This window comes from Paenarthrobacter sp. NPDC089307 (genome assembly GCF_040685055.1).
Classification (GTDB): Bacteria; Actinomycetota; Actinomycetes; order Actinomycetales; family Micrococcaceae; genus Arthrobacter.
The window spans coordinates 273792-291345 of sequence record NZ_JBFBHE010000003.1 but is presented as its reverse complement, the minus strand read 5'-3'; the positions used below and the strand labels follow the sequence as shown (position 1 = coordinate 291345).

The following is a 17554-nucleotide window of genomic DNA, read 5'->3' as shown; positions in this document are numbered from 1 at the left end:
TTCAACTTCGCAGGTAGGCAAGGACAGCCAGCACGCGCCGATGCCCCCTGTCCATGGTGGACAGCTGCAGCTTCTGGAAAATGTTGCCAATGTGCTTGCTGACGGCCGTCTCGGTAACCACCAGCCGGGCGGCTATTGAAAGGTTGTCCAGTCCCTCGGCCATCAGGCTCAGCACATCGCGCTCGCGCGGCGTCAAAGTGCTGACAGGATCGGTGGCGCCACGTCGGCTCATGAGCTGGGAAATGACCTCGGGATCCATGACAGTGGCGCCCCCGGCCACGCGCCGCAGGGTATCCGTGAATTCGGCCACCTTTCCCACGCGCTCCTTGAGCAGGTAGCCAAGGCCGGCAGCGCCTTCAGACAGCAAGTCGCCGGCGTAGCGGTCCTCCACGTAGGCGGACAGGACCAACACCGGGAAGCCGGGCCGCCGTCGTCGGGCTTCCCGGGCTGCTTGCAGCCCCTCGTTGGTAAAAGTGGGGGGCATCCGCACGTCCAGGACGGCCACATCCGCTTCGTCCAAAACCTTCAGGAAGTCTTCGGCATTGTCCACCGCGGCCACGACATCGAACCCCTCACTTTTGAGGAGAAGTGAGAGCCCTTCCCGCAGGAGGGCGTCGTCCTCGGCTATTACCACTCGCACGGCAGCTCCACTCTGACTGTTGTTGGTCCCCCGGGCGGGCTCTCAAACCGGGCCGATCCTTCGAAGGCCTCGGTCCTGCGGCGGATGCCTGCAAGGCCTCCGCCTGGACGTTCAAACGCGCCGCCGGAACCGTTGTCTTCGACGGCGACCAGTAGTTTATCCCTCGATCCGGCGGTTACCGCGTCCCGACTGACCGAAACAGATATCTGTGTCGCATCGCTGTACTTGTTCGCATTGGTCAGGGACTCGGCAACGATGAAATAGCAGGCCGACTCGAGGGCTGCAGGAACCCTGTGGAGTTCGGTCAGGGTCAGGAGGCACGGGATGGCTGACCGCCCCGTCAGTGCCGAAAGGGCCCCTTCGAGCCCAAGTTCGTCCAGGATGGGCGGGTGAATGTCGTGGACGGCCGTGCGCAAACCCGCCAGTGCTTCGGAGGCCGCCTGCTGCGCCCGCCGGACGTGGGGGAGCGCCTCAGCGGGATTCCTTTCAAGGGTGCGTTCGGCCAGGCCAAGCATCATGACGACACCCACCAATCGGTTTTGCGCACCATCGTGGAGGTCCCGCTCAATCCTCTTTAGTTCGGCGGCGTGCGCGTCCAAGGCAGCGGCGCGGCTTGCCGTCAACGCCGTCACCCTCTCCGCCAGCGTTGCCTTCGAAGGTGCCAGGATCACCGACTGGAGCCAGGCAATCATCCTGGCCGCAGCCGGGATCAACCACCACGAAAGGGCGGCATAACCAAGGCCGATAGGCAGCATCCAGTAGGCACCCTCCCATGAAGTCACCGGGTAGATGCTGCTGACCGGCTGATCCTCAGGCAACAGGTACCAGTAGCTGGGGATCAGGAGCGTGTTCACGGCAGCAAAGGGAAGGCCCACACAGAGAACTGCGAGAATCGGGATGATCAGCCCATGCCCCAGCAGCCAGACGGCGTCGCGTCCGGTGGGGCGCGAGAAGACGAGACGCAGCCGTTCCTCGAAGGACGGTTTGTCCGGGATCGGTATGTATTCGGCGGGAACTGCGTTTTCCCGGTACCGGCCTGTGCGGTTCCGGGCAAGCGTCGCCCACCAACGGAGTGCTGCCACGGCGCGGGGGGCGATGAGCCATCCCCCACTGAACAGAAGCAACGGCGTGAGGATCGCAGCGAGCATGAAGAAGCCCATGGAAATGAACCCGGACACCATTTCTCCGGCGAGGTAGGCAAAGGCGCGACACCATCGCCCAAGTCGTCTTTTGATCACCCCTAAAGTCTGCCCTAGAGGCGTTCCCTTGTCGGTGTAGCCAGCTCCACCTTTGGAGGGTGTAGCTGCCACCATCAGGAAGAAGGCAGCCTGCACCATCGTGGACGCTGCCGTCCATCCGTAGCGTCGAAAACATGAATTCCGAAGAGACAACAACAGCTATAAGGAGGGCGGAGTTAACGGCGGGCGGTACGCCCGTTGTGGCAGCCCAACGCCCGTTCGACGTCCCGAAATCTGCGCCCAGGGACCTGAGTATCGACGTCGTCAGGAGCCTTTGCCTGATAGTGGTGGTTTTGCTTCATGCCCTCATGGTTGGCGTCAGTATCGGACCGGAGGGACCTGTCCTTGAGAACGCCCTGGATGGGCAGGAGTGGTTTGTCCCGGTGACGTGGTTTGCCCAAATCATGCCCTTGTTCTTCATTGCAGGAGGCTTCAGCTCAATCTCCCAGTGGCGATCACTGTCAGCCCGAGGAGTCAGCGCCGCGGACTACGTCCGTTCCCGGCTTCTGCGGCTCCTCGTGCCGGCGGCAGTCATGGTCGGCGCTGTTGGAGCCGGACTGCTCGTTCTCACTTTGGCGGGCCTTCCCTCGGACATTGTCTCCACCGCCGGCTACCGCATAAGCCAACCTCTGTGGTTCCTGGCTGTATATATCGGCTGCTCCGCGCTGGTTCCGTTGATGGCCCGAGCGCATCAAAAGGCCAGGATCCGCACCATGCTGGGTTTGTTCCTGTGCCTGCTTGCAGTGGACGCGCTCCGCATAATGACAGACCAAACCGCCGTCGGCTACGCGAACCTCGCCTTTGTTTGGCTCTTCATACAGCAGTTGGGTTTCTGGCTCGCGGATGGCTTTTTGGAACGCACGACGCCGGCGGTCAGGGGATGGATTGCGGGCCTCACGCTGGGCTTGCTGATGGTTTCGGTGGCCGCGGGCTGGTACTCCGCTGACATGTACGTCAATCTCAACCCGCCCACGGGTGCCTTGGCGTTGCTCGCCGTAATACAGCTGATGATCTTCTCCCTTTGCCAGCCTGCCATCCGCGCCTGGGCAGAAAATCCGGCTGTCATGCAGCTCACCCATTCGGTGGGGACACGAGCCATGACCATTTACCTCTGGCACATGCCGGTTCTGGTGGCGGTCGCGGGCATGCTGCTGATCCTGCCGCTGCACTTGCCCGTTCCCGGGAGCGCGGAGTGGTGGTTTACCCGGTCTTACTGGTTGGCGGCTTGCCTTTGCGCACTTGTTCCTACCGTCCACGTGCTGGGCATTTTCGAACGCGCGGGCAGCGATCCACGCGATCGCCCCAGCAGTTCCAGCCGGGTTGTGTTCAGCACCCTGCTGGGAGTGGTGGGAGTAATTGTCCTGCTGGTGGAAGGAATCACCCCGATAACCGCTGGCGTGAGCGTCCTTCTCTTCTCGTGCGCACTGACGGGCCATACAAACCTCCCGCGTCTGCGTCCAGTTCGTTAGCGTCATACCGGAGGTGCCAACTTGGTATAGCTGGCACCACCATGAGTCCGGTGCCTGGCTGGATGGGACAGCCAGCGCGCGCCTCCTAGCGTTGAAGTATGATCTCATCCGCTCCCGACGTCGCCAGGGCGACGCATCAGTCCACCGAGGTGCTCTGCCTCGATTCCGTCGTCAAGACGTACGGTTCCCGGACTAATCCGGTAACTGCCTTGGGCGGTGTGAGCCTGTCCCTCCAACGAGGCAGCTTCACCGCAATCATGGGTCCGTCCGGCTCAGGCAAGAGCACATTGTTGCATTGCGCAGCCGGCCTGGACACGCCAACCAGCGGCACTGTCAGCCTCGGTGGCACGGAGGTTTCGGGACTTTCCAAATCCGCCCTTACGGCCTTCCGCCGGGACAACGTAGGCTTCGTATTCCAGGCGTACAACCTGCTTCCCGCCCTCTCGGTGGAAGAGAATATCTGCTTGCCGCTGCTCCTCGGAGGAGGCCGTGCGGATAGGGGGTGGCTGGACTTCCTGCTTGAGTCAGTTGGCCTGGAGAGCCGCCGGGAACGGCAGCCTTCCGAACTGTCCGGCGGTCAGCAGCAGAGAGTCGCGATCGCAAGGGCTTTGATCACCAGGCCATACGTCGTCTTCGGAGATGAACCCACGGGCGCCCTGGATTCCCGTTCCAGTAAGCAGGTTCTGGATCTTTTGGCCCAAACGGCACGCGAACTGGAGCAGACGGTGGTGATCGTCACTCACGACCCCGTGGTTGCCTCCCACGCTGACCGGGTTGTCTTCCTCGCTGATGGCCTCTTCGCCGGACATCTCGGCGGCGCCAACGCCACTCAGATCAGTGACCACATGAGCGAACTGGGGGAGTGGTAATGGCCGGCAAACGGCTGACCTTCGCCCGCCTCGTCCGGGCAGGATTACGGCGGAACCGCACCAGCTTCCTGGGTGTCGCAGTGTCGATCTTGGTCGCGACAACCCTCATCACAGGGCTCGGGGTGTTGGTGGAGTCCGGCATCCGCGGAGGCATAGCTCCCGAGCGCTACGCCGTAAGTGATGTGGTTGTTGGGGGCAGGCAATCGCTTCCGGTGGAGGGAGACATCCCAGTGCCTCTGAAAGAGCGTGCCGTGCTTCCGGCCGGCGCGGCGCAGGTGATCGCCACACTCCCAGGGGTTTCCTCTGTGGTCGCGGACGTTACCGTCCGGCTGGCAGGTGAAAAGGGGATCCTGGAGGGACACCCCTGGCAGGCGAGAGGCTTCAGCGGCTTTGAGATCCGGGAAGGAAAAGCGCCCTCGGCAGCGGATGAAGTGGTGGTCACGGCGTCTTCGACTGCCCGTATTGGGGACACGATTCCTCTGTCTCACGGAGGTGGGCGCGCTGAATATCGCGTGGTGGGCGTGGTGAAGGCCCCTAAGGAACCCGTGCGGGCCAGCCATGTGTTCCTCAGCGAGGAACGAATCGCCCAGCTGGATCCCCGCGGGGGCGCCGCGCAGGTGCTCGGCGTTAGCGCCGAGAAGGGGACCTCCTCCACGGAACTGGCAGCGGCAATCACTGCCCGCTTTCCTGATCTTGCTGTGCGTTCCGGCAGTGCTCGTGGCGATGTTGAGTTCACGGACTCAGGGACGGCGCGTTCATCCCTGGTGACGATTGGGGCCGCGTTTGCTGGTACCTGCCTGCTCGTCACCATGTTCATCGTGTCGGGCACGTTGTCTCTTTCGGTGCAATCCCGTCGCCGCGAGTTCGCCCTGCTGAGGGCTGTGGGGGCCAGTCCGTCCCAGATTCATCGCCTGATCACCCGCGAGGTGTTCACGGTTGGTTCAGCGGCAGCGCTTTTGGGTGTCGTCCCTGGCTATCTGCTGGCTGTTGCGCTGAAGGGTGCATTTGTGAAATCTGGTGTCATTCCTGGTGATTTCGAACTGGCAATGAGTCCGGCCCCCGCATGTGCGGCCGTGATGTTGGTACTGCTCGCAGGTTGGAGTGCTGCCCGCATTGCGGCGAGTCGTCCGGCAAAAATCGACCCGATTGAGGCACTGCGTGAGGCAGCCAACGGTCCGGTGACCATTGGACGGGGACGGCTGATGACAGGCATTGGACTGGGTATTGCCGGTTTGATGCTCTCCGGCGTGCCCACGGTGGTTCGGGGACAAGCATCAGCCGGTGCAGCAGCGGGCGCCTCGATCATCCTGATTATCTCCTTGGCACTCCTGGGGCCTGTGCTGGTGGGCTTTGCCGTCCGTAGCATTGGGACGGTTCTTAAGCGTTCTTCGGCGCCGGCGTTCCTCGCCTCGAAGAACGCCGCCGTCAATGCACGGCGTCTGGCCTCGGCGATTACGCCGATCGCGCTCGGGATCGCGCTGGGCCTGGTGCAGCTCGCCGGCCCGTCCATCCTTGCCAGCGAGGCGGAATCGCAGGCCCGGGCTGGCGTCCTGGCCCAGCTGCGGGTCAGTGCTCCCGGCGGGCTTTCGAACGAGAGCGTGGAAAACATCCGAAGGACCCCCGGCGTGACAGCAGTGAACCCCGTGGCTGTGAGCCAGGTGGTGCTTCGTCGCCCCGGCTTCAGCGATGACCAGCCAGTGAGCAGTTCCGAGTTCCCTGTGCAAGGCATTGACCCAGGAGCTGCGCCAAAGACACTGGACCTCAAAGTGCGGGAAGGATCGCTGGGAGCACTCGCAGGCGAGCAGCAACTCGCCCTTAGCAGTGACGCCCAGCAGATGCTCGGCCTCAACGTCGGCGATACCGTTGCCGGAAACTTTGGAGATGGCGGACCACTTGAGGCGAGGGTCGTGGCGATCTACGAACGCGGCCTGGGATTTGGCGACGTCACGATGTCCGGCGATGTGGTGCGTTCGCACACTACATCCGGGCTAAGCGGGTTTGCGTTGGTTGAGCCCGGAAACGACGTCGACGCTACGCGTGCTGCCCTTTCGGAGGCAGGATTTGTCCTCGGGGGCGGTATCGGGGATCCGGTCGGATCGGCAGGGCGCTCGCAGCAGGGCTGGGTGGGTATGGTGGCCCTCATTGTGATCCTGGGGTACATCGCAATCGCAGTCGTGAATACACTGATGATGGCCACAGGACAACGGTCACGTGAGTTTGCGTTGATGCAGCTGGTGGGCGCATCCCGGAAGCAGGTGCGCTCGATGATGCGCAGGGAAGCAGCCATGGTGGCCCTGTTCGCCGCCGTATTCGGCGTCGCCATAGCCGTTCCGCCGCTGGTCGGCATGAGTGTGGGAGTCACCGGCCAAGCAGTTCCACACCTGTCTTTGGTCCCCAGCGTGGCCGTCATAATATCCATGTGTTCCCTGGCGCTTGTTGCCCTAGCAGTCTCCACGCACACCACCCTGCGGATCCGTCCCATTCAGGAGATTGGATCCCGGGAGTAAGGGGTAAGTTCACTATTGTGTAATTCCAGGCCTTTTCTTTCCCGAAAAGAAACATCGGAGAGCCATGAAAACAGTAGTCATCGGCGGCAGTGGACACATCGGCTCGTTCCTCGTCCCCAGGCTGGTCAAAGCCGGGCACGAGGTCATCAACATCAGCCGTGGAACCAGCAGGCCCTACACCGACGCGCCGGAGTGGCAGCAGGTCCGCCAGGTAGTCGCGGACCGCGAGCAGGAGGACCGGGACGGCATCTTCGGTGACCGAATCGCGGAGCTGCGTGCCGACGTCGTGGTTGACCTTGTCTGCTTTACGCTCGACTCCGCCACCGCGCTGGTGGGTCGGCTCCGCGGCGAGGTGGGACATCTCCTGCACTGTGGATCCATCTGGAGGTACGGCGCCAGCTTGAAGTTGCCCATCGCCGAAGGCTCGGATTCTGCCGACGAACCAAGTGATGAATACGGGGTCCAGAAGCGCGACATAGCCCGGATGCTGAAACAAGAGACGGCATCCGGCGGTCTGGTCACCACGTCCCTGCATCCCGGACACATCGTGGGGCCGGGCTGGCATCCGGTGGGGCCCTTGGGCAACTTCGATCCCACGGTGTGGCAGAAGATCTCTTCCGGGCAGCCGGTGCAAATGCCCGGAAGTGGTGCGGAAATGATGCATCACGTCCACGCGGACGACCTCGCCCAGGCATTTGAAAAAGCCATCGAGCGACGCGAAGCGGCCGCTGGCGAAGACTTCAACATCGTGGCTCCCACCGCCCTGAGCGTTCGCGGCTATGCCCGGATCGCGGCATCATGGTTCGGGCAAACCCCACAGTTTGAAACGGTCGGGTGGGAGGAATTCCGCCGAACCACCACGCAGGAGCACGCAGAAACAAGCTGGGCACACCTCTCCCGCAACCATTGCCTGACCATCGGGAAAGCCAAGTCGCGGCTGGGTTACGCGCCCCGCTACGAACCGGAGGCGGCCGTCCACGAGTCGGTGCGGTGGCTCATCGAACACAAGCAACTCAGCCTCGTCGAAGGGTAGGGGGCTCTCCGTGTACAAGGCGCCGACCAAGGACGTGACTGACACCTGGCTGGACCACGCCTTCTTCATCCTGGGCGGCGCCGCGGCTGTGTGGCTGGCGTTCCTGTTGGTCGGCGAGAGCTTCCATCTGGGCTGGGGTCAGCTGTGGTTCTACTTCTTCTTCTGGGCGTTCCTTGCCTACCTGCTCCTGCCGCGGCTGCACCGCATCCTCACCACCATCTACGTGCCCGGCTATTTCATTGGGCGGGCCCGGACCAGCGATGGCCTCCTGGGCGATCCCGTGAACGTTGCATTACTGGGCGACGAGTCGCGGATCCACGCCATCATGCGGGCTGCCGGCTGGACCAAAGCCGATGACATCACCTTTGGCAGCAGCCGCCGCATCATCAGCTCAACAGTTTTCAGGCGAAGCTACTCCGAGGCGCCGGTGAGTCCTCTCTACTTGTTCGACCGGCAGCAGGATTTCGCGTACCAGCAGGAAGTGGACAACAACCCGGGCAAACGCCACCACGTCCGCTTCTGGCGCTGCCCGGACGGCTGGCTGTTGCCTGGAGGACACAAGGTGGATTGGCTCGCCGCCGGCACCTACGACCGCAGCGTTGGATTCTCGCTCTTCACCCTCCAGATCACGCACAAAATCGAGCAGAACTCGGACGTTGAGCGGGACCACATTGTCTCTACCGTTTCGGCTGCGGTGCCTGCCGTTTCCGTTCAGGTGATCAAGGATTTCTCCACGGGCTACCACTCCCGGAACGGCGGCGGGGATTCCATTTCCACCGACGGCGACCTTCCCATCATCGACGCGCGCCGCGTGCCGGTCCCGGCCCGGCAGTCTTCAAGCCAAACCGACAGCCGCGACCGGCGACCGGCCCCCACCATGATGGGGGCTGCGTTGGTGGTGGCCAGATCCATTGCGGCCTTCATCCTGGCAATGACACTGCTGACTTCTTCCGAGGTGGTTGCCGAACTCACCACCGGCGGTGACCCCCTTGACCCGCAAACCACGACGGCGGTAGTCACCTTCATTGCCATCGTGGTCCTGCTGTTCGGGTTGGGTGAGATCTTCCTTGCCTGGCGGATTGTCCTCGGCAGCAATGGAGCCCGCGTGGTGGCGATGGGCCTCAGTTCCGTTTCCGTGGTTGTCCAAGCTATCGATTACTTCACCGGAAGCACCAACATCACCTTGGAAGCGGGCCTTTCCGGCCTTGCCACCGACATCCTTGTGCTCCTGGCACTCTCCAGCCAGAGGGCCCGTGTCTACGCCAAACGGCAGCGGATTCCGGCGGTCCCGCCAACGCTTGCCCCGAAGCGACTGCAACCTGGGCGTTAGGGTGTCTTAGTCTTCAGCTTGGCTCAATAGACTGGCCCTGCCGGAGGGCTGCGAAAACTGCGCTGAGCCCCGGCGATCATTGAATACCGAATTGGGGATCCACGTTTTGACTGCTGTTCATCCGAAGATAACTGTTGTTGTGCCCACCTATAACGAGCGGGAAAACCTGCCGGTTCTTGTTGCTCAACTCCAAGCACTGGCCATTCCACAACTTCACATGCTGGTTGTTGACGACAATTCGCCCGACGGGACCGGGGAGCTGGCGGACCAATTAGCGGTGGAATCCCCGGCTACGTTGTCCGTGCTGCATCGGAAGGAAAAGGATGGGCTGGGCCGGGCTTACGTGGCAGGAATGACCGAGGCGCTGGCCGGGAATTCGGAGATCATCATCCAAATGGACGCCGATCTGTCCCATCCGGTATCCGCCATCCCAACCATGCTTGAACGGATCGGGACTTCCGGCGCCGATCTTGTCATCGGCTCGCGCTACGTCGACGGCGGTTCCACCGCTGCGGAATGGCCGTGGCACCGCAAGGCGCTCTCGGCCTGGGCGAACTTTTACGTCGGTGCCATCCTGGGTTTGAAGGTCAAGGACGCCACGGCTGGATACAAGGCCTGGACTGCCTCCGCCCTCCGGCAGATCGACGTTTCCTCCGTCCGAAGTGATGGGTACTCGTTCCGGGTGGAGATGAACTACCGGGCTGCCCGGAACGGCCTGAAAATCATGGAAGTTCCCATCCATTTTGAAGAGCGGGTGGAGGGCGCTTCCAAGATGGATCTTCGCGAACAACTCGAATCCGCGCTCACCCCTTGGGAGCTCCGCTTCCAGAAGCCGGACGCACCCGCACGGGTTACCGCCTCTTAAGGTTCCGACCACTTAAAGCCCGACGGCGGCACCCAAGTGAGTGCCGCCGTCGAGCCCGCTGGTGGCGCATGAGCGTTGTGCTCAAGCCCGCGGGTGGTGCATGAGCGTTGGGCTCAAGCACGCGGGTGGTGCATGAGCGTTAGGCTCAAGCACGCGGGATGTGCATGAGCGTTGGGCTCAAGCACGCGGGAAGTGAGTGAGGGTCAGGCGGTGACGGCCAAGGCGTCGATCTCCACCAGCATGACCTCGTGCGGCAGGTCCACGAACACCGTGGTGCGGCTCGGCAGCAGGCCACTGGGTACGTTCTCGCGGATGAACTCACCGTAGACCTCGTTCATGGCGGCGAAGTCGTCGCGGGTGGTGAGGTAGACGCGGAACATCAGGACGTCTTCAACGGAGGATCCGCCGGCTTCGAGGATGGTCTTGACGTTTTCCAGGGTTTGGCGGGTCTGGACGCGGACGTCGCCGTCGCCGATGTACTGGTTGGTGGCCGGATCCATGGGGCCCTGGCCGGACACCTGGAACATGCCGCCCTTCTTGATGCCCTGGGAAAATACGTGTGCCGGGGCGGGGGCGTTTTCGGTGAGTACTACGGTCTTTTCGCTCATGCTGGGTTCCTTTCGTGGCTGATCCAGCCGAGGTCTTCGGAGATGGCCTCGGTGCTGGCTTTGAGGTCGGGCAGCAGCTCAAGCAGGCCTTCATAGCTGAGCATCACTACCGGTACCGAACAAGAGGCTGCGGCAACAACGGCGCCGCTGGCGTCGCGGATCGGGGCCGCGATGCAGTGCACGAACGCTTCATGCTCGGCGTTGTCGTGGGCCCAGCCCTGTTCCTTGACCTGCTGGAGTTCGGCCAACAAGGCCTCCGGCGAGGTCAGGGTGTTCTCGGTAACTTTGACGTAGTCCAACCCGGCCGCGATCTTTTCCTGCCGGCTGCGCGGCATATCGGCGAGGAGGACTTTGGACACAGCGGCTGAGTGCAGCGATGCAGTCAAGCCGATGCGCGAGTACATGCGGACGGGGTGGTGCGATTCGAACTTGTCGATGTACACCACCTCGTTCCCTTCAAAGGCGGCCAGGTGCACGGTGTGCCCGGTCTTGCCGTTGAGTTCGGCCAGATGCGGGTGGGCCACCTTGCGGATGTCCCGTTGCTCAAGGGCAAGGGAGGACAGTTCGAACAGCTTGGAACCGAGCATGAACCGCTGGTCCTCGTCCCGCACCACCAGCCGTTTTTCCTCGAGCGCGTGCAGGAGTCGCATCACGGTGGTCTTGTGCACCGAGGCCTTTGACGAGAGTTCATCCAGGGTTGCTGGCTTCGCGGCGAGTTCGCCGAGCAGGTCGATGGCCCGCATGAGGCTTTGGCTCAAGGTGTCACGCTCCGGTTTGTGTTGAATTGTCCGTCTTCAACATGGATAGCAGCCCAGGCGTCATCCGAAGAATCGAGGATGACAGCGAGCTCGTCTGCGGACGGCAACGGCCCGCGGTCGCCGTGGACCGTCAGCGTGCAGGCCGCCGCGACATGGCCCCGGCGCAAGCTCTCTTTCTGCCCGAGTCCGAACAGCATGCCGCTGAGGTACCCGGCGGCGAACGAGTCACCGGCGCCAACGGGCTCGACGACGTCGACGGACAGCGCGGGAACCTCTTCCCGGGTGCCACTTGCGTCAGCCGTGCCGCGCGTCAGTGCAATGGCGCTGATGGCCTCGTTCTTGATGACAAGCACCGCGGGGTCCGGCAGCAGGCGGCGGAGTTCGGTTTCGTCAGTGGTTCCGAAGGCGTGCTCGGCTTCGTCTTTACCGACGAGGACGACGTCGGCCAGGTTCGCCAACCGCTGCAGGACGGCGCGATCCTGCCCTGCCCACAGAGCTTCGCGCCAGTTGACGTCGAAGCTGATGGTCCGGCCGTTCCGGGGCGCAGTGAGGATGGCTTCGAGGAGGGACAGGCACTCAGGGGAGAGCGCGGCGGTGATCCCGCTCAAGTGGATGAGCGAAGCTTTCTCCAGCAGCGAGGAAACTGCCGGATTGGAAAGAGTGTCCCGTCCCATGGCCGACGCCGCGGAACCTTGCCGATAGTAGAGGACTGAACTGCCGCCGTCGGGGTCTGAATCCTGGGCGGGGACTTTCACATACAGGCCGGTGGGCCGCTGTGCGTCCACCTCTACTCCGGAGACTCCGACGCCGTGATCGCGGAGTTCGTGGAGGATGCGGGTGCCGAAGCCGTCGTGGCCCACCCGGCTGACCCAGTGCGTCTTCAGGCCCATGGCGGCCAGGCCCATGGCGACGTTGGATTCAGCGCCGCCGATCCCGAAGTGCAGCTCGGTGGCCAGGTGCAGCGGGGTCGCTTGGACGGGGGTGAGCATGGCCATGGTTTCGCCAATACATACAGCTGAAAGCACTCGTTCTCCCATGTTCACGCGCCTTGCAGCGGCCTTGACTCTCGATCCGCCACCATGTTAGACATATCACCAGCAGGTTTGCAACCAGCGTTGCAAAATACGCAACGCAAGTAAAATGACCCACAACGCAGCTTCAACGCCGCAGCACCGCGAAGGGAATCAACGCGTGGACACATCCGAAGCCATCTCGGCAACCGCCGTGGCATCCCTGTCAGACCGCCGCCTCGACTGGCATCACAAGGCAGTCCCCGCCACGGCCAACGGGGTCACCCACGCAGAGTTCCTGGCGGCCCGGCACACCCTGGCCGATTTGCAGACCCCGCTGCTCACGCTGGACTCGCACGCACTCCAGTCCAACGCCGACCACTTGGCGGCGTGGTGCGCCGAAAAGGGTGTGCTGCTGGCTCCACACGGCAAGACCACTATGTCCCCTCAGCTTTGGACCGAGCAGCTCAAGCGTGGTGCCTGGGGCATTACGCTGGCCAACTTTGCGCAGCTGCGGGTTGCCCGTGCGTTTGGCGTGCAGAACCTGCAACTCGCCAACAGCCTCACGGATCCGCACGCGATCCAGTGGGTCGCCGGGCAGGACTCCACCATCCTGTCCTGGGTTGACTCCGTAGACACGGTCGCAGTGATCGAACGCACCCTGTCCGGCACGGACGCCGTGCTGGATGTCCTCGTGGAGCTCGGCGCACCCGGCGGCAGGACAGGAGCCCGGGGCGTTGATGCCGCCATGGAGGTTGCCCAGGCCGTGGACGCCGCGGATCACCTCCGGCTGGTGGGCGTCAGCGGCTATGAAGGTTCACTCGCGCACACGGCGGACGACGCCGGACTCGGTGCCGTCCGCGGCTACCTCGCCGACATGCGGCTCCTGCATGAGGAACTGCTCGCCGCCCGGTTGTACGGATCGGGGTCCGTGTTCATCACTGCGGGAGGCAGCGCGTACTTCGACGATGTCGTCACAGTCCTTTCGCCATGCATCAGTACCGGTGCCGAAATGGGAAATCCCAGCGTCGACCTCATGATCCGCAGCGGCGCCTACATCATCCACGACGACGGCTTCTACCGCGGAATCTCGCCGTTCTCCCGGGCCGGCGATCAGCCCTTCACTGCCGGAATGCACGGCTGGGCGCGGGTGGTGTCGCAGCCGGAGCCAGGCCTGGCGATCCTCGACGCCGGCAAGCGGGACCTGCCCTTCGATGAAGGTTTGCCAGAGCCCCAGCTCATCGGCCCGATGCTCGGCCAAGCCATGGAACCGCTGGCCGGCGCGCAGATCACCTCCGTCAACGACCAGCACTCCTTCATGACCTTCAACCCCGAAACCACCTCCGTCCGCCCCGGCGACGTGGTCCGGCTGGGCTTGTCCCACCCGTGCACGGCGTTCGACAAATGGACCGTCATTCCGGTCTTGTCCGACACCAACGGTGACCAATCCGTCGTCGACCTCATCCACACCTTCTTCTAGGACCGGCCATGAAGACCCTCATCAGCAACGCCATCCTGGTGGATGGCACCGGAGCGGACCGCCGCACGGCGGACGTCCTGCTGGACGGCGCGGTGATCGCCGCCGTCGTCGACGCCGGAAGCCTCACCGCGGTGGACGCGGACCGGGTGATTGACGCGTCCGGCCTGGTCCTGAGCCCCGGATTCATTGACATGCACGCACACTCGGACCTGCAGTTGCTGGTAAACCGGGACCACTACGCCAAGCTCAGCCAAGGCGTCACCACGGAGTTGCTGGGCCAGGACGGACTGTCCTACGCGCCGGTGGACGACGCCACCTTGGCGGCCGTCCGGGAAAAGATCGCTGGGTGGAACGACAACCCGGTGGACTTTGACTGGAACTGGCGGACCGTGGGGGAGTACCTTGACCGCCTGGACAGCCTTGAGGAGCTGGAAGGCCCTGCAGAAGGCGGCAGAATCGCCACCAATGCCGCCTACCTCGTCCCCCAAGGCACCGTCCGCGCCATGGTGATGGGCTTCGCCGAAGGTGACCCCACACCGGAACAACAGCAACAGATGCAGGACGTCATCCGCGCGGCAATGCAGGAAGGCGCCGTGGGCATGAGCTCCGGGCTGACCTACACACCGGGCATGTACGCGCAGACCGAAGAGCTCGCCGGACTCTGCCGCACAGTGGGAGAGCTCGGCGGTTTCTATGCCCCGCATCATCGTTCCTACGGCAAGGGCGCCCTCGGTGCCTACGCGGAGATGATCTCCCTCAGCAGGGACACAGGGTGCGCACTGCATTTGTCCCACGCCACCATGAACTTCGCCGAAAACAAGGGCCGTGCCGGGGAACTCCTGGACCTGATCGATGAAGCGCTGGACCACGGCGTGGACATCACCCTGGATACCTACCCCTACCTCCCGGGGGCCACCACGCTCTCCGCGATCCTCCCAAGTTGGGCCTCATCCGGCGGAACGGACGCCACGCTGGCCCGCCTCGCCGATCCGGAAACGTGCGCGCGGATCCGGGAAGCCGTGGAGATCTACGGTTCCGACGGTTGCCACGGCGTCGTTGCCGAATGGGAGACCCTGGAAATCAGCGGCGTCCAGAACCCGGCGCTCGCAGGCTTCGTGGGCAAGACCATTAAGGACATTGCAGCGGAAACGCAGCAGGAGCCCTTCGACGTCTTCGTCCGGATCCTCACCGAAGACCGCCTCGGCACCGGCATCCTCCAGCACGTGGGCCACGAGGAAAACGTGCAGGCCATCATGAAGCACCGCACGCACACTGGCGGCAGCGACGGATTGTTGGTCGGAGCCAAGCCCCACCCCCGCGCCTGGGGAACGTTCCCGCGCTACCTCGGCCACTACTCCCGCGACCTCGGGCTGCTCAGCCTCGAAGAAATGGTCCACCACCTCACGGGCCGGCCTGCCGCACGACTCAAGCTCCACGGCAGGGGACTGGTCCGCGAAGGGTTCGCCGCCGACGTCGTACTTTTCGATCCCGAAACCATCCGCGATACCGCCACGTTCGAAAACCCCCGCCAGGCCGCCAGCGGCATCCGGTTCGTGTTCGTCAACGGCACGGCAGCGATCGACGGCGGCCAACCCACCGGCGCGCGCGCCGGACGTGCCCTCCGCCGACACAGCGATGGCCTCACCCGAGTAGGAAGCAGCACCCCATGACCCCCGAAGAATTCGTCCAGCAACTCGAAACGGACCGCACGCTCGCCGTGGTCCGGGCACCGTCCATCACCGACGCCGCCGACCTCTGCAAGGCCCTGGCCGACGGCGGCATCCGCAGCGTGGAGTTGACGTTCACCACGCCGGATGCGCTGAGGCACGTCCAGCGCGCGGCGGAGACCGCGGCCCAGCACGGCGCCGCCGTCGGAATTGGAACGGTGATGACCGGCGACCAGGCCCGTGCAGCGATCGACGCCGGGGCGCAGTTCCTGGTGACGCCGGGCCTCAGGCCGGAGGTCGCCGCCGTCGCAGCGGCCGCTGGCATCCCGTTCAGCCTTGGCGCCATGACCCCCACGGAGGTGGCCCAAGCCCTGGACCTCGGGTCCGAGGTCGTCAAGATTTTCCCAGCCCGGCAGCTCGGCCCGGCGTACCTGAAGGACCTGCGGGGCCCGTATCCGGGCGTCCGGCTGCTGCCTTCCGGAGGTATCGACGCCTCCAACGCCAAGAGCTACCTCGACGCCGGTGCTGCCGCAGTCTGCTGCGGCACCAGCGTGGTCCCGCCCGCGGCAGTCGCTGCAGGCGATTGGGCAGACATCGCGGCACGCGCCGCAGCCTTCACCAGCACCCTCAAGTAGGACTCACCCAGAAAGAAACGCCCATGAATGAATTTCTTGAATGGCTGCGGCACGACACCGCCGGCCTGCTCCTCCTGGCAGGCGCGGGCATCGCGCTGCTGTTGTTCCTGATCATCAAGGTCAAGCTCGAACCGTTCATCGCCCTGGTGGGAACCGGTGTGATCGTGGCCCTTGTCGGTGGAATCTCCGTGGAGGCCCTGGTCGGTTCGGCCACCAAGAGCAGCGACGCCCTCATTGAGAAGGGCTTCGCCGGGATCCTCGGCCACATCACTGTGATCATCGGCCTCGGCACCGTGCTGGGTGCCATTCTTGAGCGGTCCGGTGGCGCGGAAGTGCTGCTGGGCAGGCTGGTGAAGATCTTCGGCGAGAAGGGCACCCCGCTGGCCATGGGCATCACCGGCTTCGTGCTGGGTATCCCCGTGTTCTTCGATATCGGCATCTTCGTCCTGGCACCGCTGGTTTATGTCGCTGCCATCCGTGGCGGTAAGTCACTGGCACTGTATGCACTCCCGCTGCTGGCCGGTTTGTCCGTGACCCACGCGTTCCTTCCTCCGCACCCCGGCCCCGTAGCCGCTGCGGGCCTGTTCCACGTCGACCTCGGCTGGATCATTCTCATGGGCCTCATCTGTGGCATCCCCGCGTGGTTCGCCTCCGGTATTTTGTGGGGCACGTACATCGGCAAGCGCGTCATGGTGTCCGTTCCGGAAGACCGGATCGTGGCTGAATCGGACACCGCCCGCGGACACGAACCCTCCATCGGCCTGGTGCTGCTTGCCATCGGCTTGCCCATGATCCTCATCCTTGGTGGCACGTTCGGCAACATCTTTGCTCCCGCCGGCGTCTTCCGCGATATTCTCCAGTTCTTCGGCAATCCGGCCATCGCGCTGACCGTGGCCGTACTCCTGGCCATGTGGCTGCTGGGCATTCGCCGCGGCATGACTTCCGCGGAACTCAGCGAAATCACCGGCTCTTCGCTGCGTCCCGTTGGCATGATCCTGCTGGTGGTTGGCGCTGGTGCGTTCTTCGGTGCCGTGCTTTCCGCTACTGGCGTGGGCAAGGCTGTCGCGGACTCACTGTCCCAGGCCGGACTGCCCATCATCCTGTCCGCGTTCGTGATCAGTGCGGGCATGCGCATCGCCCAGGGCTCGGCAACCGTGGCCATCGTGACCACCGGCGGCATCCTCGCTCCGAGCCTGGCCACCGGGTACTCCCAGCCGCAGCTCGCGTTGATCGTGGTAGCGATTTCTTCCGGCTCCATCATCGCCAGCCACGTGAACGACGGCGGATTCTGGATCATCTCCAAGTACTTCAACATGTCCGTCAAGGACACCCTGAAGACCTGGACTGTCCTGGAAACCGTGCTGTCCATCGTGGGATTCGGAATGGCGGCGTTGCTGTACACCTTCGTCAGGTGACCTTCCGGCACCCAAGCCGGGTGCCGCCAC

General features: G+C 63.7%; 15 protein-coding genes. 10 read left to right on the top strand and 5 right to left on the bottom strand.

The genetic code is table 11. The features are described from left to right. Position 1 precedes the first annotated feature (1 nt). Together AB0N72_RS08900 and AB0N72_RS08895 are read right to left on the bottom strand one after the other, a co-directional pair. Positions 2-640 (bottom strand): response regulator transcription factor, encoded by a 639-nt coding sequence (locus tag AB0N72_RS08900; protein WP_363932189.1) that lies wholly within the window; start codon positions 638-640, stop codon positions 2-4. Beyond that, positions 628-1878 (bottom strand): histidine kinase, encoded by a 1251-nt coding sequence (locus tag AB0N72_RS08895; RefSeq protein ID WP_363932188.1) that lies wholly within the window; start codon positions 1876-1878, stop codon positions 628-630. The genes AB0N72_RS08900 and AB0N72_RS08895 overlap by 13 nt, the downstream gene beginning before the upstream one ends. A gap of 134 nt (positions 1879-2012) precedes the next feature. Between AB0N72_RS08895 and AB0N72_RS08890 the strand changes: the two genes are divergently transcribed. The 6 genes from AB0N72_RS08890 (at position 2013) to AB0N72_RS08865 (ending at position 9951) form a co-directional block, all read left to right on the top strand. Then, positions 2013-3347 (top strand): acyltransferase, encoded by a 1335-nt coding sequence (locus AB0N72_RS08890; protein ID WP_363932187.1) that lies wholly within the window; start codon positions 2013-2015, stop codon positions 3345-3347. A gap of 98 nt (positions 3348-3445) precedes the next feature. Beyond that, positions 3446-4216 carry an ABC transporter ATP-binding protein gene (locus AB0N72_RS08885; protein ID WP_363932186.1) on the top strand — a complete coding sequence of 257 codons (771 nt, stop codon included), beginning with the start codon at positions 3446-3448 and terminating at the stop codon, positions 4214-4216. Then, positions 4216-6723 (top strand): FtsX-like permease family protein, encoded by a 2508-nt coding sequence (locus tag AB0N72_RS08880; protein WP_363932185.1) that lies wholly within the window; start codon positions 4216-4218, stop codon positions 6721-6723. Before AB0N72_RS08885 ends, AB0N72_RS08880 begins: the two co-directional genes overlap by 1 nt. Before the next feature lie 64 nt (positions 6724-6787). After that, positions 6788-7756: an NAD(P)-dependent oxidoreductase gene (locus AB0N72_RS08875; protein ID WP_363932184.1), complete on the top strand. Its 969-nt coding sequence runs from the start codon at positions 6788-6790 to the stop codon at positions 7754-7756. A gap of 10 nt (positions 7757-7766) precedes the next feature. Then, positions 7767-9086 carry an LssY C-terminal domain-containing protein gene (locus tag AB0N72_RS08870; protein WP_363932183.1) on the top strand — a complete coding sequence of 440 codons (1320 nt, stop codon included), beginning with the start codon at positions 7767-7769 and terminating at the stop codon, positions 9084-9086. 79 nt (positions 9087-9165) lie between these two features. Then, positions 9166-9951: a polyprenol monophosphomannose synthase gene (locus AB0N72_RS08865; protein WP_363932182.1), complete on the top strand. Its 786-nt coding sequence runs from the start codon at positions 9166-9168 to the stop codon at positions 9949-9951. A gap of 203 nt (positions 9952-10154) precedes the next feature. Here AB0N72_RS08865 and AB0N72_RS08860 read toward each other — a convergent pair whose 3' ends face one another. The 3 genes from AB0N72_RS08860 to AB0N72_RS08850 are packed head-to-tail and all read right to left on the bottom strand — an operon-like array spanning position 10155 to position 12354. Next, the gene (locus tag AB0N72_RS08860) at positions 10155-10559 is read right to left on the bottom strand and encodes a Rid family hydrolase (protein WP_363932181.1); all 405 of its coding nucleotides are present in this window, start codon (positions 10557-10559) and stop codon (positions 10155-10157) included. Next, the gene (locus AB0N72_RS08855) at positions 10556-11317 is read right to left on the bottom strand and encodes an IclR family transcriptional regulator (RefSeq protein WP_363932179.1); all 762 of its coding nucleotides are present in this window, start codon (positions 11315-11317) and stop codon (positions 10556-10558) included. The genes AB0N72_RS08860 and AB0N72_RS08855 overlap by 4 nt, the downstream gene beginning before the upstream one ends. Next, on the bottom strand, positions 11314-12354 hold the full coding sequence (locus AB0N72_RS08850) for a sugar kinase (RefSeq protein ID WP_363932178.1): 1041 nt from the start codon (positions 12352-12354) through the stop codon (positions 11314-11316). The genes AB0N72_RS08855 and AB0N72_RS08850 overlap by 4 nt, the downstream gene beginning before the upstream one ends. Positions 12355-12457: 103 nt before the next feature. On the opposite strand from AB0N72_RS08850, the gene AB0N72_RS08845 reads away from it, so the two are divergent. The 4 genes from AB0N72_RS08845 to AB0N72_RS08830 are packed head-to-tail and all read left to right on the top strand — an operon-like array spanning position 12458 to position 17524. Further along, a complete protein-coding gene (locus AB0N72_RS08845) occupies positions 12458-13807 on the top strand; it encodes an amino acid deaminase (protein WP_363932177.1) in 1350 nt (449 codons plus the stop codon). An 8-nt stretch (positions 13808-13815) separates the two neighbouring features. Beyond that, positions 13816-15477, top strand: coding sequence for a D-aminoacylase (locus tag AB0N72_RS08840; RefSeq protein WP_363932176.1), 1662 nt, complete (start codon positions 13816-13818; stop codon positions 15475-15477). After that, positions 15474-16109 (top strand): bifunctional 4-hydroxy-2-oxoglutarate aldolase/2-dehydro-3-deoxy-phosphogluconate aldolase, encoded by a 636-nt coding sequence (locus AB0N72_RS08835; protein WP_363932175.1) that lies wholly within the window; start codon positions 15474-15476, stop codon positions 16107-16109. Before AB0N72_RS08840 ends, AB0N72_RS08835 begins: the two co-directional genes overlap by 4 nt. A 23-nt stretch (positions 16110-16132) precedes the next feature. Then, a complete protein-coding gene (locus tag AB0N72_RS08830) occupies positions 16133-17524 on the top strand; it encodes a gluconate:H+ symporter (RefSeq protein ID WP_363932174.1) in 1392 nt (463 codons plus the stop codon). Positions 17525-17554 lie beyond the last annotated feature (30 nt).